We start from the raw sequence: 21,713 nt of genomic DNA on the forward strand, positions 1-21,713 counted from the left end.
AAACTCCCTTGTCACACGCCCTGCGCGGTGCCATATCCCGGTTGCTTACGTTTTTCTATTTCGACCTACTGTCTCCGTTTCCGGCGCTCAGTCTATCGATCCAGACCGACGACGCCAGGCTGCCGCAACCCCGTGGGCAGCATCAAAACAGGAGACAACGGACATGCCAGCAGGCACCGTAAAATGGTTCAACACCACCAAAGGCTACGGCTTTATCGCACCCGAAGATGGCGGCAAAGACATCTTCGTACACATCTCGGCCGTGGAACGTTCCGGCTTGACCGGTCTGGCCGACAACCAGAAAGTCACGTACGAGCTGCGCTCGGGTCGTGACGGCCGCGAAAGCGCGGACAATATCGAACTGGCCTGACCAGTTAAAAAGGGCGGAGAATCTCTCCGCCCTTTTTCTTGCCGCGCCCTTGAACTGTGGCGCGCAAAATACATCACAATCCCTTTATCAGTGCGCAGCGATTGACCGGATCGTGTATCCTTCCGAGACTGAATTCATGTTTTTCATGAAGGATAGGTGAGCCCACCATGTTCACGCGCCGTGTATTTCTTGCATCGACAGCAGCAGCCAGCCTCACACCGGGAATGAGCCTGGCCAAGAAGAAAGCCGTCGAATACGACCCCACGCCGCAGGTGGTCCGGATCAAGAAACAGTTTCAGCCTGGTCAGTTGCTGGTCGTGCCACGCTCGTTCTATCTGTATTTCGTGACCGAGCCGCGCAAGGCGATCCGCTATGGCTGCGGGGTCGGCAAAGCCGGGTTGGAATTCACCGGCACCGCGACAATCGACGTGAAGAAGGAATGGCCGACGTGGCGGCCAACGGACGAAATGATCGAGCGGGAACCGGTGACTTACGCCAAATTCAAGGACAACGATTATGTCCAGCCCGGCGGAGGAGACAATCCACTGGGGGCCCGGGCGCTCTATCTGTTCCAAAACGGCGTCGACACCTATTTCCGCATTCATGGTACAACACAGCCGCAGACCATTGGGCGGGCGGTGTCAAACGGCTGCATCCGAATGCTGAACGAGCATGTGATCGACCTTTACCAGCGCGTACCATTGGGCACGGTGGTCAGTGTGGTTTAATCCGATCACGGCGCTGACCAATCCACATCAATAGCCTGCTCGATCCTTAACCGCCCTTCTGGCCACGGGCGTGCAAGGCTTTGCGCTTCGGCATCGGTTCCGGTCAGCCATCCCTGCACATCGGACAGGTTCAGCAAAACCCCCATGCGATGATGGATCGGCCGGACATCCGCGTTCGGTTCGCAGGTCACTGCGGCAACCTGATTGACGCATAGTCCGCCGGGGGCCTGCCAGGTGTCCGTAATCGCCGCAAATATCAGCGGCGCGCCGTCAACCGAGGAAATGCGCCACGCTGTCTTGCGCCGTTTCTCTCCGGTCCATTCGTACCAGCCGTCGACAGGAATAACAGCCCTGCCCACACCCTGAAACGCCGTCTTGTCAAACACCGTTTCGGATCTTGCGTTGATGATAGTCTCCATAACCGGGCGGCCCCGCGCGTTGACCCGCCCCACCGGGATCATGCCCCAGCGCATCGGCGCCAGCCCCGCGCTTGTCAGGGTCATCACCTCCTGCCCCGGCTGAATGTTATGACGCGGCAGCTGAGCGGCCACCTCAGCGGGAACACCCAGAAACCGGGCAATCTCGGAAATGGACCGCGTCAGAAAAAACCGCCCCGGCATGATGCGCTCCTATCGGTTTGCGTTCCCGACCAGCTTCAGAACATCTGGCCCAAGCGCCTCGACAATCAGGGCCACGCCCTGTGCATTGGGATGAATGCCGTCAGCCTGCATGAACCCAAGCGCGGCAGTCGGATCGCCACCAGCATCAAGACCGGCGAAAAAGCTTTCTGCATAAAGCGTTCCGTGTTTCTGCGCCAATTCAGGATAGATGGCGTCAAAGGCCTGTCTGTAGTCAGGGCCAAAGTTTCCCGGCGCTTCCATCCCGATCAGCAAGACCTCGACATCGGCCGCTTTGGCGGTCTGCAGGATGGTATCGAGGTTCTCACGCGACACCGCAGGATCAACACCGCGCAACAGATCATTGGCCCCGAGGGCAACGATTACGCCATCGACTTCCGGTGTCAGCGTCCATTCGATACGCGCCGCGCCACCGGCTGTTGTGTCCCCCGACACACCTGCGTTGATCAGCGTCACCTCGGCGCCGCGATCTTCAAGCCAGCGGCCGAGCTGAGGGACAAATCCCTCCTGTTCGGGCAAGCCATAGCCATGCGTCAGAGAATCCCCTACCGCCGCGATGACCACCGGTTCGGCTGTGGCCGCAAAGCCGCAAAAGACAAACAGGCCCGACATCAAGGTCTTGCGCAAGGTCCCAACCGCTCCATATCCCAAATGACCGCTCCTTTTCGGAAAGACTGATGACATCACCAGTTCTCACGCTCCAAGATGCCTCATTGTCGCTGGATGGCAATGCCGGTCGGGTGAATATCCTGCATGGTATCAACCTGACTGTGCGGCAGGGTGAAACGATAGGCCTGGTCGGACCGTCCGGGTCAGGCAAATCCTCACTTCTGATGCTGATGGGTGGGCTTGAACAGGCGACCCGTGGGACCGTCTCGGCGCTTGGGCGCGATCTGACAGGGCTGGACGAAGACACTTTGGCGCGTTTCAGGCGCGACTACATGGGTGTTGTGTTTCAGAACTTTCACCTGATCCCGACAATGACCGCGCTTGAAAACGTCGCCACGCCACTGGAACTGGCTGGTCACAAGGATGCGTTCACCCGCGCCGAGGCCGAGCTTGAAGCCGTTGGACTGTCGCACCGGCGCAATCACTACCCGGCGCAGTTGTCGGGCGGGGAACAGCAGCGCGTTGCCCTTGCCCGCGCATCGGCCCCCCGGCCGCAGATCCTGCTGGCGGATGAACCGACCGGCAATCTGGACGAAAGCAATGGCGCCGCCATTGTCGAGCTGTTGTTTGGGTTGCGGGACAAACACGGTGCCACCCTTGTTCTGGTAACGCACAGCCACGCACTGGCCCGGAAATGCGACCGAGTCGTGCGCTTGCGGGATGGCCGCATTGCCGGGGATGCCCAACAGGAGGCCGCTGAATGAGCCTGCGGCTGGCCGGACGGTTGGCGCGCCGTGAACTGCGCGGCGGATTGCAGGGATTTCGCGTGTTTCTGGCCTGCCTTGCGCTGGGTGTCGCCGCGATCGCCGCAGTGGGTTCAGTCCGGCACGCGATTCAGGCTGGCTTGGCCCAAGAGGGCGCCGCCCTTTTGGGCGGGGACGCGCAGCTGGAATTCACCTACCGCTATGCCAGCGACGAAGAACGCAGCTGGATGAACGCGTCAGCCCGGCAGGTATCCGAAATCGTCGACTTCCGGTCCATGGCTGTCACGCAACACGATGACGGTCCGGATCGCGCATTGACACAGGTGAAGGCGGTCGATGACGCGTACCCATTGCTTGGCTCTGTCACGCTGGAGCCCGCGATGCCCCTGCCAGTTGCGTTGAACGGTCAGGATGATCTGCCCGGAGCGGTGATGGACCCCGCCCTGATGGATCGGCTGAACCTGGAGGCAGGGGACACCGTCACGCTCGGGACGCAGGAGTTTGTCGTAATGGCCGCGCTGGTGTTCGAGCCGGACGGGGCCGCTGACGGATTCGGATTGGGGCCGCGTACCTTGGTGCGCACTCAAGACCTGAGCAAATCGGGTTTGCTGGAACCCGGCACGCTGTTCTCCACGAAATACCGGCTGGACCTGCCGCCCGCCACAGATCTTGCCACCCTGTCGACTGAAGCAAAAGAAGCCTTTGACGGCACCGGCATGCGCTGGACAGATGCTCGCAACGGTGCCCCTGGCATCGCTGAGTTCGTCGCAAGGCTCAGCGCCTTTCTGGTGCTTGTAGGTTTGTCGGGTCTGGCCGTAGGCGGCATCGGCATCTCGGCAGCGGTGCGGGCGTACCTGTCGCAAAAGACGGAAACGGTTGCCACATTGCGCACCCTTGGTGCCGACCGTGCCACGATTTTTCAGACATACATGATCCAGATCGGCATTTTGTCTGTCATCGGCATCGCGCTGGGCCTAGCCCTGGGCGGCGCGGCCCCCCTGATGCTGTCACCGCTGATCGAAAACCGGTTGCCGGTTCCCGCTGTATTCTCGATCTATCCCCAGCCATTGGCCGAGGCTGCCCTCTACGGCGTTCTGACGGCGTTCCTGTTCACTCTCTGGCCGCTGGCCAGAACCGAAGAGGTCCGCGCCGCAACCTTGTTTCGCGACGCCCTGACATCGGCGCGGTTCTTTCCCCGTCCTGCTTACGTGATCGCCACCGCAGTGGGCCTTGCTCTCCTGATCTCAGCCGCCGCATGGTTCAGCGGCTCCGCCCGCCTGACCCTGTGGACCAGCGGCGGTTTGGCCGGAGCGATGGCTTTGCTGGCCGCAACCGCGTGGATCATAAGACGGGTTGCCCGAGCCGGCGCCTCGGCAACACGCGGGCGGCCCGCCTTGCGCTGGGCCCTGTCGGCCATCTCTGACCCGCGCGAAGGTGCTGGTCCCGTCGTGCTGTCGCTTGGGCTGGGCCTCTCGGTGCTGGCGGCCGTCGGGCAAATTGACGGAACATTGCGCAACGCAATCTCGGGCAATCTGCCGGACGTGGCGCCGTCATACTTCTTTGTCGACATCCAGAAAGACCAGATGCCCGGGTTCATGGAACGGCTGGAAACCGACCCGGCGGTCAGCCGCATCGAAAGTGCGCCAATGCTGCGCGGAATCATAACCGGGATCAACGGACAGCCTGCACGCGAGGTGGCTGGCGATCACTGGGTGCTGGACGGAGACCGGGGGATCACCTATTCCGAACGTCCCCCAAAGAACGCGCGCATCACCAAAGGGGAATGGTGGTCAGATGACTATTCCGGCGCGCCGCAGGTCAGTTTTGCCGCGGAAGAAGCTGCTGAGATGGGTCTCAAGCTGGGCGATGAGTTGACGGTTAACATTCTCGGCCGGGACATCACGGCCCGGCTGACCTCTCTGCGTGAGGTCAATTTCTCAACCGCCGGAATGGGGTTTGTCATGTCCATGAACCCCGGCGCGCTGGCCGGGGCACCTCACAGTTTCATCGCAACGGTCTATGCCGAAGAACAGGCCGAGGCCGCCATACTACGCGATCTGGCAGGGCAATTTCCCAACATCACCGCGATCCGTGTGCGGGACGCGATCGACCGGGTTTCCGGCCTGCTTGCCGGGTTGGCATCGGCCACGTCTTACGGGGCCGGGGTATCTTTGCTGACCGGGTTTCTCGTGCTGATCGGCGCGGCCGCCGCCGGAGAGCCCGCGCGCCGCTACGAGGCCGCGATCCTGAAAACGCTCGGGGCTGGCCGCCGCCGCATTCTTCTCAGCTTTGCATTGCGCGCCGTACTTCTTGGCACGGCAGCCGGAGGCGTGGCCCTGTTGGCCGGCATCACCAGCGGTTGGGCCGTGGCAACGTTCATTTTTGACACCGGCTTCACGATCATCTGGCCATCCGCCCTTGCCATCGTTCTGGCCGGAATCGCGGTGACCACAGGAGCCGGCCTGGTCTTTGCCATGCGCCCTCTGGCTGTCAGACCGGCGCGCATCCTGCGCGCCGCCGGTTAGGTCTCAGCGAACACAGGCCACCGGCTGCAAAATCTGCAACAAGCGATCATTATCACAGACCAGCGCGTCCAGTGTGATTTCATCCAGCGACGCATAAAACACTTCGGCTGCATCGCGCAGGGCCAACCGCAATCGACAGGCATCGGTCAGCGGGCACGTGTTGTCCGCATCGGCAAAGCACTCGGTAATCGGCAGGTTGCCTTCCACATGGCGAAACACCGACCCGATCCGGATCTGTTCCGCCGGACGGGCCAGCATCATGCCGCCGTTGCGCCCGCGTTGCGTGTTCAGATAGTTCAGCTGGCTGAGCTGGTTGATCACCTGCGCCAGATGGTTTTCCGAGATGTTGCACACTTCGGCAATCTCGGCCTTTGTCACCAGCCGATCCTGATGCGCCGCGCAATACATCAGCAGGCGCACTGCAATATTCGTCCGTTTGGTAATCCGCATCACAGGCCTCCCAAATATCAAGATGCAGTCTTATTGCATGTTCCGCAAAAAAGCGGTTTGACATACATCAATCGAGATCCAGGACGGCACAGCGTATGAAAGACCCGTATTTCTTCGGTTATGGCAGCCTGGTCAATCTGGCCACCCATGACTTTCCCGATCCGCATCTGGCCCGGCTGAAGGGCTGGCGGCGCGCATGGCGACATACCGACCTGCGCGAAGTGGCGTTTCTGACAGCCGTACCTGACCCCGATGCCGAAATCGAAGGCATGATCGCGCATGTTCCAAAGAACGACTGGGCAGCGCTGGATCAGCGCGAATGGGCCTACGATCGCGTGACTGCGACGCAATCAGTGACCCACCCCCTGGCGCATGAGGTTGAAATCGCCGTCTATGCCGTTCCGCAGGATCGGCACAATGCGCCAAGCAACAAACATCCGCTGCTGCTCAGCTATATCGACGTGGTGGTACAGGGTTATCTGCGCGCTTTCGGTCTGGACGGAGCAGATCGTTTCTTCGCCACCACGGACGGGTGGGACGCCCCGATCCTGAATGACCGCTCCGAACCCCGCTATCCGCGCCATCAACAGCTCCGCCCCGACGAAACAGACTTCGTCGACGACCGCCTGCGCAGTATCTCGGCAAACATCGTTCAAAACGCATAAAAAAGGGGCCGGATTCAACCAGCCCTCTTCATCTTTTTCAAAATACTCTCGCCGAAGGCACGCGCCGCAAGGCGCGTTTCATCACCCCCGCGCGCGGATCACCTGCAACAGGGGCAACAGGGCCGCCATCTCGGGCCCGCGTTCCATCCCCGTCAGCGCCTTGCGCAACGGCATGAACAGACCTTTGCCCTTGCGGCCGGTCGCTTCTTTCACGGCGCTGGTCCATTTACCCCAGGTTTCGCCGTCAAACGGGCCCTCCGGCAGCAGCGCCATCGCCTCAACGATGAACGCGCGATCCTCATCGGCGATCAGTGGTTCCGCGCCTACGCGGCACAGCTCCCACCAGGCTTTCAAATCGCCCAGCGTGGTGATGTTCTCGCGCGCCATGGCCCAGAACGGCTCGGCCAGATCTGCCGGAACACCGGCATCGGCAACAGCATCAGCCACATCGGCAAGCGGCAGTGATTGCAAATACTTCGCGGTCAGCGGGAACAGGTCCTGCACGTCAAACTTGGTGGGCGCGGCACCAAAGCGGCTTACGTCGAACCCGTCAATCAATTCGGCCATATCCGCGCGCAGTTCGACCGGGTCGGACGATCCCAGACGTGCCATCAGGCTCAGCAAGGCCATCGGCTGCACGCCCTGTTCACGCAGATCCCGCAGCGCCAACGTGCCCAGACGTTTTGACAGCGCCTCGCCCTGCGGACCGGTCAGCAAAGAATGGTGGGCAAAGCGCGGGCAGGTGCCGCCGAGTGCCTTGATGATCTGAATCTGAGTCGCCGTGTTGGTTACATGGTCCGAGCCGCGTACCACGTCGGTCACGCCCATCTCAGTGTCATCCACAACGGAAGCGATCGTATAAAGAACCTGACCGTCACCACGGATCAGCACCGGATCGGAAACCGAGGCTGCGTCGATCGAGATGTCGCCCAGAATACCGTCGGTCCACTCGATCCGCTCGTGATCCAGCTTGAAGCGCCAGACCCCGTTGCCACGTTCGGCGCGCAGCGCGTCTTTCTCGGCCTCGCTGAGGTTCAGCGCGGCGCGGTCATAGACCGGCGGTTTGCCCATGTTCAGTTGCTTCTTACGCTTCAGGTCCAGTTCGGTCGGCGTCTCGAAAGCCTCGTAGAACCGTCCCATCTCGCGCAGCTTGTCGGCGGCCTCGGCATAACGGTCCAGACGCTCGGATTGACGTTCGACCCGATCCCAGTGCAGGCCCAGCCATTCAAGGTCCTGCTTGATGGCATCGACATATTCTTCCTTCGACCGCTCAGGATCGGTGTCGTCGATGCGCAGGATGAACGTACCGCCGTTTTTGCGGGCAATCAGATAGTTCATCAGGGCAGTGCGCAGGTTGCCCACGTGGATGTAACCGGTGGGCGACGGGGCGAAGCGGGTGGTGGTCATGGATATCTCCTGTTGGCGCGGCTCTTGTCACATGAAGGGCGTTTTGTCCAGCAAGCGAATGAGGCACCGGACAGGATTGAGCGTGCCAGTAATGCTCAAGTCGGCTCGACTTGCCAATGCCGGCCCAGATCTTCAAGACCCGCGACGATCAGCTCGGACAAAACCGAAGGATCGATATCCGCCAGCTTGTTCACGTAAAGACAGGATTTCCCAAGTTTGTGTTTTCCCAGCCGGGACAGGATGTCACCGAAATCCGCATAGCCGGGCATGATGTAGATGGAATGCGCCGCCTTGCGCGGGGAAAACCCGGTTGCCAGAAAGTCTCCTTCGCGCCCGGATTTGTAGCGATAATGATAGTGGCCATACCCGATGATCGAAGGCCCCCACATCACCGGTTCAAATCCGGTTGCTTCGCGAAACAGCGCATCCAGCACCCGGGCCTCGTCTGCCTTTCGCGGTGGCAGGACGGATGACAAAAACCCGTTAACGGCCTGCCCTGTCGGCTGTGTTTTGTTTTCGGATCGGGACACGAGCAAAAATTAACACGTAATGTTTATCCATGCAGCCCATGTCAGGCGGGTAAAATATGGCAAACGACCCACAGCGGGCTAGTTCCCGGGCTGGTGTCCTGACAGGGAGAAACATAATGACCATCAATTTGACGAGAAGAGCAGCGCTCGGCGCTGCCGCAGCATTGCCATTTGCATCAGCTGCAACTCCGGTTCTGGCCAATGATGCTGAAACCGGCGCAAACCCGACAACCGCCAGATCGTTCGCGCTTGGTGATTTCACTGTTACAACATTGCTGGATGGCAGTCTGCCGCGCGACGGCGCCAAGGAAATTTTCGGCGGCGGTGCATCGGACGAGGAATTCGCGAGGGTTTCCGCCGAGAACTTTATTCCAGACGACATGGCCCAGTTCTTCTTCACGCCAACGCTGGTCAATACCGGGTCCGAAATGGTGCTGTTCGACACAGGCCTCGGAAAAGGTGGTATTCAGGCGGCACTGGCCGATGCTGGTGTGACACCTGATCAGATCGACGTGGTGGTCATAACCCACATGCACCCCGATCACATCGGCGGTATGACAACCAATGACGCACCGACCTTTCCGAATGCACGCTATGTGACCGCCTCGAACGAATACGATTTCTGGGCCGCGCAGGAGTCCGGTAACCGAGTCGGCGATCTGGTCGCGGCCAAGGTGACACCACTGGCCGACAAGATGACCTTTATCGAAGACGGCGGTGATGTTGCGTCCGGCATCACGGCCATGTCTGCCTTTGGCCACACGCCCGGCCATACTGTCTATCACCTGGAAAGCAACGGCCGGCGTCTGATCCAGACGGCAGATCTGGCGAACCACTATGTCTGGTCATTCGCCCATCCGGAATGGGAAGTCCGGTTTGACATGGACAAGGCTGTAGCCACCGCAGCACGGCGCAATGTGCTTGGGCTTCTGGCCGCCGACAAGGTGCCGATGATCGGTTATCACATGCCATTTCCCGCAGCGGGATATGTCGAAACACGAGGTGAAGGGTTCCGGTTTGTCCCCGTCAGTTATCAGATGATGGGCTGACCCCAAAGACACAGGATTTTATAGCGGACCCGGCCCGCCCTTGAACTAGGGCGGGTTTTTTTGCGCGTGTATTTCCACCTGTCGCAACCTACGGCGGCCTTGCCAGCAAAAGTTCAGATCGTGCAATACCCAACAAGACCGGAGGCCTGTTCGACTGGGCATCGCAGGCCAACGAGCCATAGCGCTACACCTCATCGAGCGTCACTAGTTCTGTCTGTGCGACATTGCCCGGCCAGTCAGAAAGTTTGAAACCGTCCCTGGAACTCCGCGGCAGTTCACCGGCTGGGCGAATCGTATCCACACCTGAAAAGTGTCGTGCTCGATGGTGAATCGCTACTCGATTGTATCTGGCGTCAAATCAAGCTGCAACCATCCGCGCAGAGTCACGCGGATAACCGCTTATCAGAATGAGACAGGGTCAAGCCGTTTCGAAGCCGTCAACCCTATCAATAGAATGACGTCACTGCATACTTAATTTCATCAAAAGTGAAAACAAATGAGCATTTTGTCCAAACTGCTGTCGACCACTGCAAGTGTTCTTATATTATCAATGACCCCAGCGGCGGCTGTTCTGACCGGCTTTGTCGCTACCTCTTCTTATGCCCAGGAAGGCGAAGGCGAGACTGAGGGTGGTGGTGAAACTGAAGGTGGTGGCGAGACCGAAGGCGGTGGTGAGACCGAAGACGATGGTGACACCGAAGGCAATTCGGGAGATGACGAAGGGTCCACCGAGAATGACGTAGAACGGCCGGGCGAAGATCGCTAACCAAACATGGTTGGTATTACCGGAAATGCCGAATGATCAGAGCTTTCAAAGCTCAGGATCAAAATCCTTTGGGAAAGTTCAATAAAAAAGGCCGGTGCTGTCCCGCACCGGCCTTTCAACTCTGATCGATATCTTCAGTCGCGCAGCAGCTCGTTGATGCTGGTTTTCGAACGGGTTCTTTCGTCCACACGCTTCACGATTACAGCGCAATAGAGGCTGATATTGTTCTTCGACGGCATCGAACCCGCAACAACCACCGAATAGGGCGGAACCTCGCCATACATGACCTCGCCGGTTTCGCGATCCACGATCTTTGTGGATTTACCGATGAATACCCCCATCCCCAGAACCGAACCTTCGCGGACGATGCAGCCTTCGACCACTTCCGAGCGGGCACCAATAAAGCAGTTGTCTTCGATGATGGTCGGACCGGCCTGCATGGGTTCAAGCACGCCGCCGATTCCGACGCCACCTGACAGGTGCACATTCTTGCCGATCTGCGCGCAGGATCCGACGGTGGCCCAGGTGTCGACCATGGTACCTTCGTCAACATAGGCGCCAAGGTTCACAAAGGACGGCATCAGAACCGCACCCGGTGCGATATAGGCTGATTTGCGGACAACACAGTTGGGCACGGCGCGGAAGCCGGCAGCGCGCCACTGGCTCTCACCCCAACCGGCAAACTTGCTGTCGACCTTGTCCCACCAGCCGCCGGCCTGTGGTCCGCCAGCGTGGATTTCCATATCTTTGATGCGAAAGCCCAGCAGAACTGCCTTTTTGGCCCACTGGTTCACATGCCAATCGCCGTTTTCCAGCTTCTCGGCAACCCGCAGCGATCCGCTGTCCAGCGCGTTCAGTGTTTCCTCAATCGCCTCTCTCTGCTCGCCGGTGCTGGCGGGCGAGATCGTGTCGCGAACCTCCCAGGCGGCTTCGATTGCGGCTTCCAGTTGCGCATTGGACATGAGATCACTCCCTGCTGAATCTGTTCACGTTGTTTTTGCCTATAAGCAAGCCACACACAGGGCGCAATGCGGCGTAGGCGGGCGGTTTTGCGTCACTGGTGGGACAAAGACCATCGCCCGGGTGATTATCCGTAGCCTTTCGCGGCTTTTGTCAGCTGGCCCGGCGTATGTGCCGAACCAGTATCGAGACAGCGGCGGCTGCGTCCCTGCCTTTCATCGCGCGCACGATGGCGGCGTGATCAGTGTCTGCGCGTTGCTTCCACCGGGGACGCCAATAGGCAAACAGATGGCGCGCGCTGGCGATATGCAGATCGTCAATCGTGTGAAGCAGGCGCGGCAACCCGCAGGGCGTCAGGATGGCCCTGTGAAAAGCACGGTTTCCCGCCTCCCACTCCGGCATGGTCCGGGCGGCGTCGCAGGTCAGGCGGGCTTCATCAATTTTCCGCAAGGCGGCTGGCGTCAGGTTCTGAACCGCGTGCTGCATCGCCAGCGATTCCAGCGCTACGCGCATTTCGATGACCTCGCGCACTTCGGAAGGGTCCAGCGCGGTGACCCGCATCCCGCGCCGCGGCTCGCTTTTGGCCAGCCCATGCGCCTCCAGCCTCAGCAGCGCTTCGCGCACCGGAACATGGCTGGTCTCGAATGCGCGGGCGATATGGTCCTGACGCAGTTTTTCGCCGGCGATCAGGTCGCCGGTGACGATTTGCTGGCTGAGTTTCTGATAGATCGTATCGGCAATGGTCGCGGTCATAGATTGTAGATAAAAATGAAGCCCGCCTTCCACAAGCAGATAATTCAGCCCGCGAACGGGTCCGGGGCAATATTGCCGCCGCAAATCAGAACGGCCACTTTCTCGCCCGGTTCCGGCTGATAGGCACCCGACATCAAGGCCGCCAAAGCCGTTGCCCCTGCCGGTTCTACCAGAAGCCTATGGGCCTGCCACAATGCGCGCTGCGCCTTGGTGATGGCCGCATCCGGGACCAGAACCGATGACATGCCGCGCGCCAGATCGAAACAGATCGATCCGATCCGCCGCGCGCCCAATGCGTTTGCCGCAACCCCTGATACGGACACGTCCACCGGTTCCCCGGCCTGCAACGCGGCGTGCAGCGCGCAGGAGGTTTCCGGTTCGACCGCCACAACCTTTCGCGCACCCTGAAACCAGGCCAAAGCCCCGGCGATCAGACCACCGCCACCCACCGCGACCAGAACGGTATCCGCCTGAAGGCCCTGCGCCTCCCACTCGGCGAAACAGGTACCCTGCCCGGCCACCGTGGCCGGTGCGTCGTAAGCATGGATCTGCATCGCCCCGGTTTCTTCTTCATGAGAACGGGCCTGGGTCAGCGCATTGGCGTATTCGCCGGAAACAACGCTCAGGTCGGCGCCGGTCTGCTCGATCAGCGCAATTTTGGACGGACCCGCCAGTTCCGGCACAAAAATCTTGGCCGGGTGGCCCAGCGACTGCGCCGCATAGGCCGCCGCCGCACCGTGGTTGCCGCCTGATGCCGCAACAACGCCCGCCTCGGGCACATCCAGGCTGAGCAGCGTGTTGAATGCCCCGCGTGCCTTGAAACTGCCGGTGTGCTGCAAATGCTCCAGCTTCATTTCAACCGGAAACCCCGGAATGCGGCTTTCCATCACCGGCGTGACCTGCGCATAGCCGGCAATGCGATCCCGCGCCGCCGATATTTCACTCTTCCAGTTCATTCTTGTCTTTCCGTGGCTGGCACTCTGTCCGCGAACCCTATAGCTGTTTGAAAAACACGCAAGCAGGGATCGTTCACCCATGAGAGAAGACCGACTCAGCCCCTTCCGCGACGCGCAGACCGACCGGTCGACCGCAAGCGAGGTGCCGGACACGCCACAGACACGGTCGCCCGCCTATCGTCTGGCCTTTGCCGACGAGGACTTCATGTGCCGGGAAGAACTGCGACCGGTGCGCCTGCAACTGGAATTGCTGAAACCCGAGATGATCATGACCGAGCGCGAGATCACCTCGACCATCGTGATGTTCGGAGGGGCCCGCATTCCCGAACCGTCACAAAAGCACACCGCCCGGACCGAAACGCTAGCCGGTCTGTCGCAGTATTACGACGAAGCGCGGGAATTTGCCCGGCTGATGACCCTGAAGTCGAAGGAAACCGGCTGCCGCGAAAACGTGATCGTCACCGGCGGCGGTCCCGGCGTGATGGAGGCCGGAAACCGCGGCGCACAGGATGCCGAAGGTTACTCGATCGGCCTGAACATCGTGCTGCCGCACGAACAGGCGCCAAACCTTTACGTGACACCGGACCTGAGCTTCAATTTCCACTATTTCGCGATCCGCAAGATGCATTTCCTGATGCGCGCCCGCGCCATCACCATCTTCCCGGGCGGCTTCGGCACGATGGATGAACTGTTCGAGTCGCTGACCCTGATCCAGACCGGTCGTATGGAGCGCGTCCCCTTCCTGCTGTTTGGCCGCGCATTCTGGGAAAAGGTCATCAACTGGGAAGCTTTGGCGGACGCTGGCACCATTTCGGACGAAGACCTGGACCTTTTCCGCTTTGTTGACACGGCACAAGAGGCGGTCGGGATTATCGAGAACTGGGAACCCGCCCCGCCCCGCGACGAAATTCCGGGGCGCTGACGGATGACGGCGCCAAAGACCGGGGAAATGCTTCACCTGCGCGGGAATGCCCTGAAAATGGGCGACCCGGTGGCGCTGCCGCTGACGCAAAGCAGCATGTTCCACTTGCCGGGCCCGCCTGATGGTCACGCGACCTACGGACGCGTCGACAATCCAACATGGGTGCATCTTGAGCACGTGCTGTCACATCTTGAAGACGCGCCCTGCCTCAGCTTCCCGTCGGGCATGGCGGCGATTTCGGCAGCGTTGTTTGCATCCGTGCAAGCCGGATCGCGACTGCTGATCCCTTCGGACGGATATTACGTCACGCGCCTGCTGGCGGACAGGTTCCTCTCACGCCTTGGCGTGAAGATCGAGGAACGTCCCACCACCGCCTTTGCCGAGGGCGGCTTTGACGGGTTCGACGTGGTCTTTGTCGAAAGCCCTTCGAACCCCGGGCTGGACATAATCGATCTGGCAGCCGTGGCGGGGCAAGTGCGCGCCGCCGGTGGGCTGACCATTGCCGACAATACGACCCTGACACCATTGGGCCAGCGCCCACTGGATCTGGGCATCGATGTCGTCGTGTCTTCGGACACCAAGGCGATGGGTGGGCATTCCGACATGCTGATGGGCCATGTGGCCAGCCGCGACGCCAAGATCATGGAGCGGGTCGAGGAATGGCGGAAGATCTCCGGTTCGATCCCAGGACCTCATGAGGCATGGCTGTTGCACCGCGGGCTGGAAACGCTGGACGTCCGGTTCGACCGCATGTGCGCGTCGGCACAGGTTCTGGCAGAACGGCTGGCGGCGCACCCGGCCGTGAAAAAAGTTCGTTACCCCGGTCTGTCCAATGACCCGTCACACGCATTGGCACAGGCCCAAACAGCGCGGTTCGGCTTTCTGCTGTCTCTGACACTGGACAGCGAGGCCAACGCCGAATCCTTCATCAATGCCTGCCCATTGCTGCGCCCGGCCACCTCGTTCGGAGGCATCCACAGTTCGGCCGAGCGTCGCGCACGGTGGGGCGACGCCGTCGATCCTGCCTTCATCCGCTTGTCGGTCGGATGCGAGCCGGTGGAGGAACTGTGGCAGGCCATCGAGGCAAGCCTGAATGCGCTGTGATTACTTCTTGGGCTCACGCAGTTCTGTGAACACGTAGATCGGCAGCACCACGCTGGCGATCAAAGCCCCCAACCAGACCAGCAAAGTTGCAGCCAGCAGATTGGAGATGCCGCCGACGGTCAGGCCCGTCGTCACCAGATCAGTTACCAAAAGGCCTACAAAGGTCACGATCAGCGCAATCCCGCCTTTCAGCGCGGGCGCTTTCTTCTCTCCCAGCTTCAGGATCAGCGGTTCGGCCACGACCTGAACCAGGGTGAATACGATCACCACGACAATGAAAGAGATTGGCCGGATCGCGAAACCGGACAACAGAAGTGAGGCGATCAACAACCCGATGGCATTCCCCGCCAGAAGGGCCAGTGCGGATTTAATTCTGCGTGTCATGGGGGCTCCGTCAGAAAACAAGCTGAAATATGCATATGTTATCAGACCTGCGGGAATTTGCGAGCGGTTTCAAAAGCCTCTTCCAATCGGGGCATTGAAATCGCATGATAAAAAACATGCCCAACGATCAGACGTGACCCGCGAGAGTGAGATGAGCGACGATCCATATTCGGTCCTTGGCGTCCAGAAAGACGCCAGCGCCGCTGATATCAAGAAAGCCTACCGGCGCATTGCCAAGGATTGCCACCCGGACCTGAAACCGGGTGATGCCAAAGCCGAGGCAAAGTTCAAAGCTGCCGCAGCAGCCTATGATCTGCTGAAAGACCCCGAAACGCGGGCGCGCTATGACAATGGAGAAATTGATGCATCGGGTCAGGAGAGACCCCAACAGCAATATTACCGCGACTATGCCGAGGCGGCAGGAAATCCCTATCGTTCGGGTGCGTCTTATGGCGACCCCGAGGATATGTCCGACATCTTTGCCGAGTTCATGCGTGGACGCGGCGGGCGCGGCCAGCGCCGCAGCCATGAATTTCACGCGCCCGGTCACAACCTGAACTATTCGCTTCAGGTCAGCTTTCTGGACGCGGTGTTCGGGGCCAGTCAGAAGTTGACCCTGCCCGATGGTGATCGAATCGAGGTCAAAATCCCCGCTGGCATCACCGATGGTCAGACCATCAGGCTGCGCGGCAAGGGTGCACCCGGATATGGACAGGGGCCTGCGGGCGATGCGCTTGTCACCATCTCGGTCGCCAAGCATCCGGTCTTTGACCGGCAGGGCGACGACATCCACATCACTCTGCCGATCTCGATCGACGAGGCGATTCTGGGCGGCAAGGTTCCCGCCCCCACCATAGACGGTGGCGTGAACGTCAGCGTCCCGGCGGGGACCAGCAGCGGCAAGACCCTGCGCCTGCGCGGCAAGGGTGTCAAAAAGCGGGGTGCGTCCGAGCGCGGGGATCAGCTGATCGAACTGATCGTGACCCTGCCGGACAAGGTCGATGATGACCTCAGGGCCTTTATGGAAACCTGGCGGGAATCACATCGCTACGATCCACGCGAGGGGATGCCGTCATGACCCGACACCTGACAGAAGACGAGGTGCTCGCAACTATTGCCCGCCTGACACCGGACCGGCTGTCCGTTTATCTGGCCGCTGAAATTGTGATCCCCGAGCAAACCGAGCAAGGGCTTGTCTACCAGAGCATCGACGTCGCCCGTCTGGAACTGGCCTGCGAACTGCATGATCAATACGAGATGGAGCCCGACGCGCTGTCGATGATGATTTCCCTGATCGACCAGATGCATTGTCTGCGCGCCGAACTGCGCGAGGTCCTGAATGCCGTCGATACCCAACCCGAACCGGTGCGCCAATCCCTGATCGAGGTCATCGGGTCCGCCCGGTTTGGCCGCAGGTAATCGGCGATCAGTTGTTCACAAGGTAGTCTTCCGGCACGAAAAACGTGTAATCCCGATCCGCCACGGCTTCGTGGCAGTCATGGCAATAGGAAACAGCTTCTGACCGTGCGCCCATTGTGTCCCCAAAGAGCGATCCGTCCGGCATAACCATAATATAGCGCCAGTCACCGGTTTCAGGGCTGGCGCCTTTGGCCAGCTTTTCCATTACGAACATGGCACCCGGGTGCAGATTGCCGGTATCGGTCACCGTCATGCTGTCTTTGGCCAGAACCGACCCCATCGGCAACTCTTCGCCCTCTTGCAGGGTTCCGTAATTATGCGCCATGCGATTGGCGTAGCTGTTCACGTAACGCTGACCGTGTGTGGCCGAGATATAGGGCGCATCGTTGAACAGCGGCCAGCTTTGATAGTTCCGGATCAAATCCATCTGCGCAGCCGCATACCCGCGCGCCAGACGCTTTTGCAGTGACTTATAGAACTTGCGCGCATCCTTTTTCGACAAATCCGCCGGGTTCTCGATGGCCAGATGCGCGTCTTCATCACTGGACTGAGCCGCAGAGAAGGACGGCAGGGCCGTTGCCATGATCAGGAAAACGAGGGGTTTCAAAAGCTGAATCTGGTAACGTGCAATCATACTGGATGACCCACCTGAGTTGAAAAAGGCTTGCCTTGTTTCAGCGCACCTGCGTCAGATTCGATCATAACAGGCGCAAAAAAACCTGCCACAACCGGTCCATGGCTTTCACCGCTTTGTGCACACGTGTGAACCCCCCCGGGCGCTGACAAGATGAAACATAACAAATCGCGCATATAAAAAACAGGCGCGGGAACATTAATTCTCGCGACCAGCGGGGTTGCAAGGGTAAGGGTCAGGTTCCAAGACCGGCCTCGGCCTCGATCTGCTTGCGGGACTTCCGCGCGCGTTCGGTCGCCGATTTGAGCTGCCCGCAGGCCGCCATGATGTCCTCACCCCGCGTCTTGCGGATGGGTGAGGCATAGCCCGCCTGATAGATGATATTCGCAAACGCCCGGATACGGTTGTTCGAGCTGCGCTTGTACGGCGCGCCGGGCCATTCGTTGAACGGGATCAGGTTGATCTTTGCCGGAATGTTATGGCGCTTGATGTGGTCGATCAGGCGGTGCGCGTCTTCGTCACTATCATTCACACCATCCAGCATGACGTATTCAAAGGTGATCCGCTCGGAATTCGACGCGTTCGGATAGCTGGACAGCGCTGCCAACAGTTCCTCGATGTTCCAGCGCTTGTTGATCGGCACCAGCACATCGCGCGTTTCATCCGTGGTCGCGTGGAAAGAGATCGCAAGCAGACACCCGATTTCTTCGGCAGTCCGTGCAATTTCCGGCACCACGCCGGATGTGGACAGCGTGATGCGACGGCGCGACAGGGAAATCCCTTCGGGATCCATGGCAATCTTCATCGCATCGCGGACGTTGTCGAAGTTATACAGCGGCTCACCCATGCCCATCAGAACGATATTCGACAGCAGACGGGTTTCGTCCTTGGGCGCGCCGGGGACGGGCCATTCCTCAAGGTCGTCGCGGGCCATCATTACCTGACCTACAACCTCGGCCGCGGTCAGGTTGCGCACAAGTTTCTGAGTGCCCGTATGACAGAACGAACAGGTCAGAGTGCAGCCGACCTGAGACGAGATGCACAGCGTCCCCCTGTCTTCTTCGGGGATATAGACCACTTCGACCTCATGCCCGCCGGCGATGCGACACAAGTACTTGCGGGTGCCGTCTTCGGACACCTGACGGGTCACAACCTCGGGAACCTCGATGACGAAATGCTCGGCCAGTTGCGCGCGATAGGCTTTGGCGAGATTTGTCATCTCGGCAAAGTCGCGCACGCCCCATTGATAGATCCACTGCCAGATCTGGCCGGTGCGCATCTTGGCCTGCTTTTCCGGTGTACCGTGTTCGATCAGAACCTCGCGCAAGCGGTCACGGGTCAGACCAACAAGGTTTACCTTCCCTTCGGGCAATTTGCGGGGGATGGTCATGACATCCTGAGTGATCGGCGCTTTGGGCGACATGTGGCTATCTCGAAGAATTCTGGCTTGGGATGCGCCTCTATATAGGATTGCGCGCAAAGATCAAAAGGAATCGTGCGACTTAATTTGCCATGCGCAGCAATTCGTCCACGCGCGCCCGACCCAGATCAATGCGGCAGGACGCGATGGCAATCCCGGTTCCAGACCCCCCGCCATACGACGCACCTACGGCGTCACACTGCATATCGCGATACGTGGTCCAAGCTTTTTGTGCGGCCTCAAGTGCGGGTTGCGCGGCCACGCGGCCTGTCACCTCATCCAACTCTGCCGCTGTCTGCATGGCAAAATCGTAACTGGCCTTCACTGCCATGTTTACGCGTTCTTCCATTTTCCCGACGCAAGACCCGATCTCAACCTGCGAACCTGCATCAGAGCATTCCAGGCTGGGGTCGGCCAACGCTGCGGATGAGAATAGCACTGCTATCAAGACGTAACGCATCATCGTTTCCACATGTGAACCCTTACATCAGGGCACAGTAGCACGTGTTTTCCCGGCGTCCCAATCGCAGTTCGGTCGCAAAGACCATGTCGATGCGACCGAAACAAGTACATTTCGCTTTCAGGGTTTCAGATCAGGCGAATACGTCAAACGCCCGGGGGAAGGATATCGCAATCCGCAGCGTCCAAGGTTTGTACGGGATCTTCCGGGCCACATTGTTCACCGGTCACAGGGTATGTTTCGGCGGTCTTTTCACACGCGCTCAGCAACATCGCGGCCATCATCAGCGCGGCAAGTGATTTGTTCAGCATTGGCAGGTTCCTTCTCAATTCCTGAACCGATTAGTTCAGAAAAAGCGGGTAGCCTGCCTTGATGCGGATCAAGTTCAGGATCGAACGTTGCGTCAAGGAAAAGACTGCATTGCACCTTTTCACGAAAAAGCCCCGCCGGATGACGGGGCCGCATGAACGTGAAGTGAGCGCTTAGTTGGTGCAGCGCTTCTCGGCGTCTTCGATCGCTGCGGTGAACCCCAGCAGCGAGAACGTGTCTTTGGTCTGAGTTCCGCGTTCCGAGCGGGCTGTCAGAACCGCCTCGGTGCCGCGCTTCATGGCTGCAACCACCTTAAGGTCTTCGCCTTCAGTTGCTGGCCAGGCCCATTCGCCCTCGGTGATCAGTTCAAACTCGGTCCCGTCGACGTTCAGATTGACCGTCGATCCAGGCGCAAAGGGATAGCCGCCGGTAAACGTGACCTGCCCTTTAACCTCGGCATTGGGGCGGAAGAACACAAACAGCAGAATATCGCTGCGGCGCACCGAAACCACTCGGCCGCCACGTGTGTTGACCGTTTCCCTTGGCGCAGAAACGCTCCAGCATTCCGTCGGATCGCTTTCGACAAAAACGCTCCAGTCGGTTTTTGCCGCAACCCTGTTGGTGCTGCTTGCCTGTTGGGCCGTTGCGGTTGTTGCCATCCCGGCCATGCACAAGCCCGCAACTGCGCGGACTAGTCTTGATCCCATTTGTCCAGCCTCCTAGCCCGACCCATACCCCAAACCGATCGGACGCGCCCGCGAACCCTTATGGTCCGTCTCTCGTATGTTGCGCATTCCGATAATTGCCGACATACACACACTAACGCAGGTTTCGCCACAGGCGAAAGGGCGATTGGCAGAAATTTGCGCATAATTTCGGAGGATAACATGACGCAGCCCGTGGCAATGACAGAACTGTGGCGCGGCTCGCTGCTGGAAAGCCTGCATCTGGGCCATGCAGTGATCTGTGACGACAGTGGCCAGATCGTAAAAAGCTGGGGCGATCCGCAGGCGGTTATCTATCCGCGGTCGTCTGCCAAGATGATCCAGGCTCTGCCGCTGCTCACCTCGGGTGCTTCAGCCAGATATGGGTTGAACAGCGAACATCTGGCGTTGGCCTGCGCGTCACATAGCGGTGCCGCGATTCACACTGAACGTGTGTCGGCGTGGCTGGATCATCTGGGTCTGGCCGAGCCTGACCTGCGCTGCGGCCCGCAAGAGCCGCAGGACATGGCCGCGCGGGATGGGTTGATCCTGGCCGATGATACGCCCTGCCAGATCCACAACAACTGCTCGGGCAAACATTGCGGGTTCCTTTCGGTGGCGCAGCATATGGGCGCCGGGCCGGAATACCTTGAAATCGATCACCCGGTTCAGCAGGCCTGCTTGGCGGCCTTCGAAGAAACCACGGGTGAAACCAGCCCGACCTATGGAATTGACGGGTGTTCCGCCCCGAATTTCGCAACAACACTTTCGGGTCTGGCGCGGTCGATGGCCTGGTTCGCCTCGGCGGCGGACCGATCTGACCGGGCCAGCGATGCCGCGCGCCAACTGACCGAGGCCATGCTCGCGCATCCTGAACTGGTTGCCGGCGAAACCCGGGCCTGTACCGAACTGATGCGCGCCATGAATGGTCGCGCTGCAATCAAAACCGGGGCCGAGGCGGTTTTTGTCGCCATCATCCCCGAGAAACGAATGGGCGTTGCGCTGAAAATCACTGATGGCACAACCCGCGCCAGCGAGTGCGCCATCGCTGCTATTCTGGTCAGCCTCGGTGTGCTGGAGGCCGATCACCCGGCCACCCGCAAGTTCATGAACGCCATTCAATACAGCCGCCGTGGGCTGGAATGCGGCGTGATCAGACCAGCACCGGGGTTTCCCGGCTAAGCCCG

General features: G+C 59.8%; 26 protein-coding genes. 12 read left to right on the top strand and 14 right to left on the bottom strand.

From position 1 onward, the window contains the following. The first annotated feature begins 163 nt into the window (after positions 1–163). Positions 164–370: a cold-shock protein gene (locus tag ACR0J8_RS03485; protein WP_170378838.1), complete on the top strand. Its 207-nt coding sequence runs from the start codon at positions 164–166 to the stop codon at positions 368–370. A gap of 167 nt (positions 371–537) precedes the next feature. Then, positions 538–1,098, top strand: a complete 561-nt coding sequence (locus ACR0J8_RS03490) for a L,D-transpeptidase (RefSeq protein WP_170679301.1) — start codon at positions 538–540, stop codon at positions 1,096–1,098. Between the two features lie 5 nt (positions 1,099–1,103). On the opposite strand, the gene ACR0J8_RS03495 is transcribed toward ACR0J8_RS03490, so the two are convergent. Together ACR0J8_RS03495 and ACR0J8_RS03500 are read right to left on the bottom strand one after the other, a co-directional pair. Then, positions 1,104–1,718 carry an SOS response-associated peptidase gene (locus tag ACR0J8_RS03495; RefSeq protein WP_480522682.1) on the bottom strand — a complete coding sequence of 205 codons (615 nt, stop codon included), beginning with the start codon at positions 1,716–1,718 and terminating at the stop codon, positions 1,104–1,106. A gap of 9 nt (positions 1,719–1,727) precedes the next feature. Continuing rightward, entirely contained in the window at positions 1,728–2,420 is a 693-nt protein-coding gene (locus ACR0J8_RS03500; RefSeq protein ID WP_480522680.1) for an arylesterase, read from the bottom strand. On the opposite strand from ACR0J8_RS03500, the gene ACR0J8_RS03505 reads away from it, so the two are divergent. Together ACR0J8_RS03505 and ACR0J8_RS03510 are read left to right on the top strand one after the other, a co-directional pair. Beyond that, positions 2,414–3,109 carry an ABC transporter ATP-binding protein gene (locus tag ACR0J8_RS03505; protein ID WP_170619298.1) on the top strand — a complete coding sequence of 232 codons (696 nt, stop codon included), beginning with the start codon at positions 2,414–2,416 and terminating at the stop codon, positions 3,107–3,109. The genes ACR0J8_RS03500 and ACR0J8_RS03505 overlap by 7 nt on opposite strands. Next, a complete protein-coding gene (locus ACR0J8_RS03510; protein ID WP_480522679.1) occupies positions 3,106–5,634 on the top strand; it encodes an ABC transporter permease in 2,529 nt (842 codons plus the stop codon). Before ACR0J8_RS03505 ends, ACR0J8_RS03510 begins: the two co-directional genes overlap by 4 nt. A gap of 3 nt (positions 5,635–5,637) precedes the next feature. Here the strand turns inward: ACR0J8_RS03510 and ACR0J8_RS03515 are convergent, their stop codons facing one another. Then, complete coding sequence (locus ACR0J8_RS03515; protein ID WP_170614159.1) at positions 5,638–6,084, bottom strand: RrF2 family transcriptional regulator; 447 nt, start codon at positions 6,082–6,084, stop codon at positions 5,638–5,640. A gap of 95 nt (positions 6,085–6,179) precedes the next feature. Here ACR0J8_RS03515 and ACR0J8_RS03520 point away from each other — a divergent pair, with 95 nt between their 5' ends. Beyond that, positions 6,180–6,749, top strand: coding sequence for a gamma-glutamylcyclotransferase family protein (locus ACR0J8_RS03520; RefSeq protein WP_480522678.1), 570 nt, complete (start codon positions 6,180–6,182; stop codon positions 6,747–6,749). An 81-nt stretch (positions 6,750–6,830) separates the two neighbouring features. Here the strand turns inward: ACR0J8_RS03520 and gltX are convergent, their stop codons facing one another. Further along, positions 6,831–8,156, bottom strand: a complete 1,326-nt coding sequence (gene gltX / locus ACR0J8_RS03525; RefSeq protein WP_480522676.1) for a glutamate--tRNA ligase — start codon at positions 8,154–8,156, stop codon at positions 6,831–6,833. A gap of 95 nt (positions 8,157–8,251) precedes the next feature. Continuing rightward, positions 8,252–8,686: a DUF1801 domain-containing protein gene (locus ACR0J8_RS03530; protein WP_480522675.1), complete on the bottom strand. Its 435-nt coding sequence runs from the start codon at positions 8,684–8,686 to the stop codon at positions 8,252–8,254. A 116-nt stretch (positions 8,687–8,802) separates the two neighbouring features. On the opposite strand from ACR0J8_RS03530, the gene ACR0J8_RS03535 reads away from it, so the two are divergent. Further along, a complete protein-coding gene (locus ACR0J8_RS03535) occupies positions 8,803–9,735 on the top strand; it encodes an MBL fold metallo-hydrolase (protein WP_480888886.1) in 933 nt (310 codons plus the stop codon). A 550-nt stretch (positions 9,736–10,285) separates the two neighbouring features. Continuing rightward, entirely contained in the window at positions 10,286–10,501 is a 216-nt protein-coding gene (locus ACR0J8_RS03540) for a hypothetical protein (RefSeq protein WP_480888887.1), read from the top strand. A gap of 134 nt (positions 10,502–10,635) precedes the next feature. Here ACR0J8_RS03540 and dapD read toward each other — a convergent pair whose 3' ends face one another. The 3 genes from dapD to ACR0J8_RS03555 all read right to left on the bottom strand — a co-directional run bounded on the left by dapD (position 10,636) and on the right by ACR0J8_RS03555 (position 13,170). Further along, entirely contained in the window at positions 10,636–11,463 is an 828-nt protein-coding gene (dapD, locus tag ACR0J8_RS03545) for a 2,3,4,5-tetrahydropyridine-2,6-dicarboxylate N-succinyltransferase (protein ID WP_480522671.1), read from the bottom strand. Between the two features lie 151 nt (positions 11,464–11,614). Beyond that, positions 11,615–12,214 (bottom strand): GntR family transcriptional regulator, encoded by a 600-nt coding sequence (locus ACR0J8_RS03550; protein ID WP_480522670.1) that lies wholly within the window; start codon positions 12,212–12,214, stop codon positions 11,615–11,617. Between the two features lie 44 nt (positions 12,215–12,258). Beyond that, a complete protein-coding gene (locus tag ACR0J8_RS03555; protein WP_480522669.1) occupies positions 12,259–13,170 on the bottom strand; it encodes a threonine/serine dehydratase in 912 nt (303 codons plus the stop codon). Positions 13,171–13,249: 79 nt separating this feature from the next. Here ACR0J8_RS03555 and ACR0J8_RS03560 point away from each other — a divergent pair, with 79 nt between their 5' ends. Next, a complete protein-coding gene (locus ACR0J8_RS03560) occupies positions 13,250–14,092 on the top strand; it encodes an LOG family protein (protein WP_170614151.1) in 843 nt (280 codons plus the stop codon). 3 nt (positions 14,093–14,095) lie between these two features. Further along, positions 14,096–15,196 carry a cystathionine gamma-lyase gene (locus ACR0J8_RS03565; RefSeq protein WP_480522668.1) on the top strand — a complete coding sequence of 367 codons (1,101 nt, stop codon included), beginning with the start codon at positions 14,096–14,098 and terminating at the stop codon, positions 15,194–15,196. Here ACR0J8_RS03565 and ACR0J8_RS03570 read toward each other — a convergent pair whose 3' ends face one another. Then, positions 15,197–15,580 carry a hypothetical protein gene (locus ACR0J8_RS03570; RefSeq protein ID WP_170679273.1) on the bottom strand — a complete coding sequence of 128 codons (384 nt, stop codon included), beginning with the start codon at positions 15,578–15,580 and terminating at the stop codon, positions 15,197–15,199. 151 nt (positions 15,581–15,731) lie between these two features. On the opposite strand from ACR0J8_RS03570, the gene ACR0J8_RS03575 reads away from it, so the two are divergent. Both ACR0J8_RS03575 and ACR0J8_RS03580 read left to right on the top strand, forming a co-directional pair. Next, positions 15,732–16,658 carry a DnaJ C-terminal domain-containing protein gene (locus tag ACR0J8_RS03575; protein ID WP_480888888.1) on the top strand — a complete coding sequence of 309 codons (927 nt, stop codon included), beginning with the start codon at positions 15,732–15,734 and terminating at the stop codon, positions 16,656–16,658. Then, positions 16,655–16,999 carry a hypothetical protein gene (locus ACR0J8_RS03580; protein ID WP_480522664.1) on the top strand — a complete coding sequence of 115 codons (345 nt, stop codon included), beginning with the start codon at positions 16,655–16,657 and terminating at the stop codon, positions 16,997–16,999. The genes ACR0J8_RS03575 and ACR0J8_RS03580 overlap by 4 nt, the downstream gene beginning before the upstream one ends. 7 nt (positions 17,000–17,006) lie before the next feature. Here ACR0J8_RS03580 and ACR0J8_RS03585 read toward each other — a convergent pair whose 3' ends face one another. The 5 genes from ACR0J8_RS03585 to ACR0J8_RS03605 all read right to left on the bottom strand — a co-directional run bounded on the left by ACR0J8_RS03585 (position 17,007) and on the right by ACR0J8_RS03605 (position 20,529). Further along, positions 17,007–17,633 carry a cytochrome P460 family protein gene (locus ACR0J8_RS03585; RefSeq protein ID WP_480522663.1) on the bottom strand — a complete coding sequence of 209 codons (627 nt, stop codon included), beginning with the start codon at positions 17,631–17,633 and terminating at the stop codon, positions 17,007–17,009. A 235-nt stretch (positions 17,634–17,868) separates the two neighbouring features. Beyond that, complete coding sequence (gene rlmN, locus ACR0J8_RS03590; RefSeq protein ID WP_480522661.1) at positions 17,869–19,056, bottom strand: dual-specificity RNA methyltransferase RlmN; 1,188 nt, start codon at positions 19,054–19,056, stop codon at positions 17,869–17,871. Positions 19,057–19,135: 79 nt separating this feature from the next. Further along, the gene (locus ACR0J8_RS03595; RefSeq protein ID WP_170808390.1) at positions 19,136–19,513 is read right to left on the bottom strand and encodes a lysozyme inhibitor LprI family protein; all 378 of its coding nucleotides are present in this window, start codon (positions 19,511–19,513) and stop codon (positions 19,136–19,138) included. A gap of 146 nt (positions 19,514–19,659) precedes the next feature. Then, entirely contained in the window at positions 19,660–19,824 is a 165-nt protein-coding gene (locus tag ACR0J8_RS03600) for a hypothetical protein (RefSeq protein ID WP_170679265.1), read from the bottom strand. Positions 19,825–19,995: 171 nt separating this feature from the next. After that, positions 19,996–20,529, bottom strand: a complete 534-nt coding sequence (locus ACR0J8_RS03605; protein ID WP_170614143.1) for an invasion associated locus B family protein — start codon at positions 20,527–20,529, stop codon at positions 19,996–19,998. 180 nt (positions 20,530–20,709) lie between these two features. Here ACR0J8_RS03605 and ACR0J8_RS03610 point away from each other — a divergent pair, with 180 nt between their 5' ends. Then, positions 20,710–21,708, top strand: coding sequence for an asparaginase (locus tag ACR0J8_RS03610; RefSeq protein WP_480522659.1), 999 nt, complete (start codon positions 20,710–20,712; stop codon positions 21,706–21,708). Positions 21,709–21,713: the final 5 nt, after the last annotated feature.

It is taken from the genome of Ruegeria sp. N11, from assembly GCF_056531525.1.

Excerpts from the sequence above, each read along its gene's own strand:
- ACR0J8_RS03560 (WP_170614151.1), top strand. The coding sequence starts at position 13,250 with ATGAGAGAAGACCGACTCAGCCCCTTCCGCGACGCGCAGACCGACCGG.
- ACR0J8_RS03595 (WP_170808390.1), bottom strand. The coding sequence starts at position 19,513 with ATGCGTTACGTCTTGATAGCAGTGCTATTCTCATCCGCAGCGTTGGCC.
- rlmN (WP_480522661.1), bottom strand. The coding sequence starts at position 19,056 with ATGTCGCCCAAAGCGCCGATCACTCAGGATGTCATGACCATCCCCCGC.
- gltX (WP_480522676.1), bottom strand. The coding sequence starts at position 8,156 with ATGACCACCACCCGCTTCGCCCCGTCGCCCACCGGTTACATCCACGTG.
- ACR0J8_RS03610 (WP_480522659.1), top strand. The coding sequence starts at position 20,710 with ATGACGCAGCCCGTGGCAATGACAGAACTGTGGCGCGGCTCGCTGCTG.
- ACR0J8_RS03555 (WP_480522669.1), bottom strand. The coding sequence starts at position 13,170 with ATGAACTGGAAGAGTGAAATATCGGCGGCGCGGGATCGCATTGCCGGC.
- ACR0J8_RS03540 (WP_480888887.1), top strand. The coding sequence starts at position 10,286 with ATGACCCCAGCGGCGGCTGTTCTGACCGGCTTTGTCGCTACCTCTTCT.
- ACR0J8_RS03565 (WP_480522668.1), top strand. The coding sequence starts at position 14,096 with ATGACGGCGCCAAAGACCGGGGAAATGCTTCACCTGCGCGGGAATGCC.
- ACR0J8_RS03535 (WP_480888886.1), top strand. The coding sequence starts at position 8,803 with ATGACCATCAATTTGACGAGAAGAGCAGCGCTCGGCGCTGCCGCAGCA.
- ACR0J8_RS03605 (WP_170614143.1), bottom strand. The coding sequence starts at position 20,529 with ATGGGATCAAGACTAGTCCGCGCAGTTGCGGGCTTGTGCATGGCCGGG.
- ACR0J8_RS03495 (WP_480522682.1), bottom strand. The coding sequence starts at position 1,718 with ATGCCGGGGCGGTTTTTTCTGACGCGGTCCATTTCCGAGATTGCCCGG.
- ACR0J8_RS03500 (WP_480522680.1), bottom strand. The coding sequence starts at position 2,420 with ATGTCATCAGTCTTTCCGAAAAGGAGCGGTCATTTGGGATATGGAGCG.
- ACR0J8_RS03550 (WP_480522670.1), bottom strand. The coding sequence starts at position 12,214 with ATGACCGCGACCATTGCCGATACGATCTATCAGAAACTCAGCCAGCAA.
- ACR0J8_RS03520 (WP_480522678.1), top strand. The coding sequence starts at position 6,180 with ATGAAAGACCCGTATTTCTTCGGTTATGGCAGCCTGGTCAATCTGGCC.
- ACR0J8_RS03490 (WP_170679301.1), top strand. The coding sequence starts at position 538 with ATGTTCACGCGCCGTGTATTTCTTGCATCGACAGCAGCAGCCAGCCTC.
- dapD (WP_480522671.1), bottom strand. The coding sequence starts at position 11,463 with ATGTCCAATGCGCAACTGGAAGCCGCAATCGAAGCCGCCTGGGAGGTT.
- ACR0J8_RS03485 (WP_170378838.1), top strand. The coding sequence starts at position 164 with ATGCCAGCAGGCACCGTAAAATGGTTCAACACCACCAAAGGCTACGGC.
- ACR0J8_RS03580 (WP_480522664.1), top strand. The coding sequence starts at position 16,655 with ATGACCCGACACCTGACAGAAGACGAGGTGCTCGCAACTATTGCCCGC.
- ACR0J8_RS03600 (WP_170679265.1), bottom strand. The coding sequence starts at position 19,824 with ATGCTGAACAAATCACTTGCCGCGCTGATGATGGCCGCGATGTTGCTG.
- ACR0J8_RS03505 (WP_170619298.1), top strand. The coding sequence starts at position 2,414 with ATGACATCACCAGTTCTCACGCTCCAAGATGCCTCATTGTCGCTGGAT.
- ACR0J8_RS03510 (WP_480522679.1), top strand. The coding sequence starts at position 3,106 with ATGAGCCTGCGGCTGGCCGGACGGTTGGCGCGCCGTGAACTGCGCGGC.
- ACR0J8_RS03515 (WP_170614159.1), bottom strand. The coding sequence starts at position 6,084 with ATGCGGATTACCAAACGGACGAATATTGCAGTGCGCCTGCTGATGTAT.
- ACR0J8_RS03575 (WP_480888888.1), top strand. The coding sequence starts at position 15,732 with ATGAGCGACGATCCATATTCGGTCCTTGGCGTCCAGAAAGACGCCAGC.
- ACR0J8_RS03570 (WP_170679273.1), bottom strand. The coding sequence starts at position 15,580 with ATGACACGCAGAATTAAATCCGCACTGGCCCTTCTGGCGGGGAATGCC.
- ACR0J8_RS03585 (WP_480522663.1), bottom strand. The coding sequence starts at position 17,633 with ATGATTGCACGTTACCAGATTCAGCTTTTGAAACCCCTCGTTTTCCTG.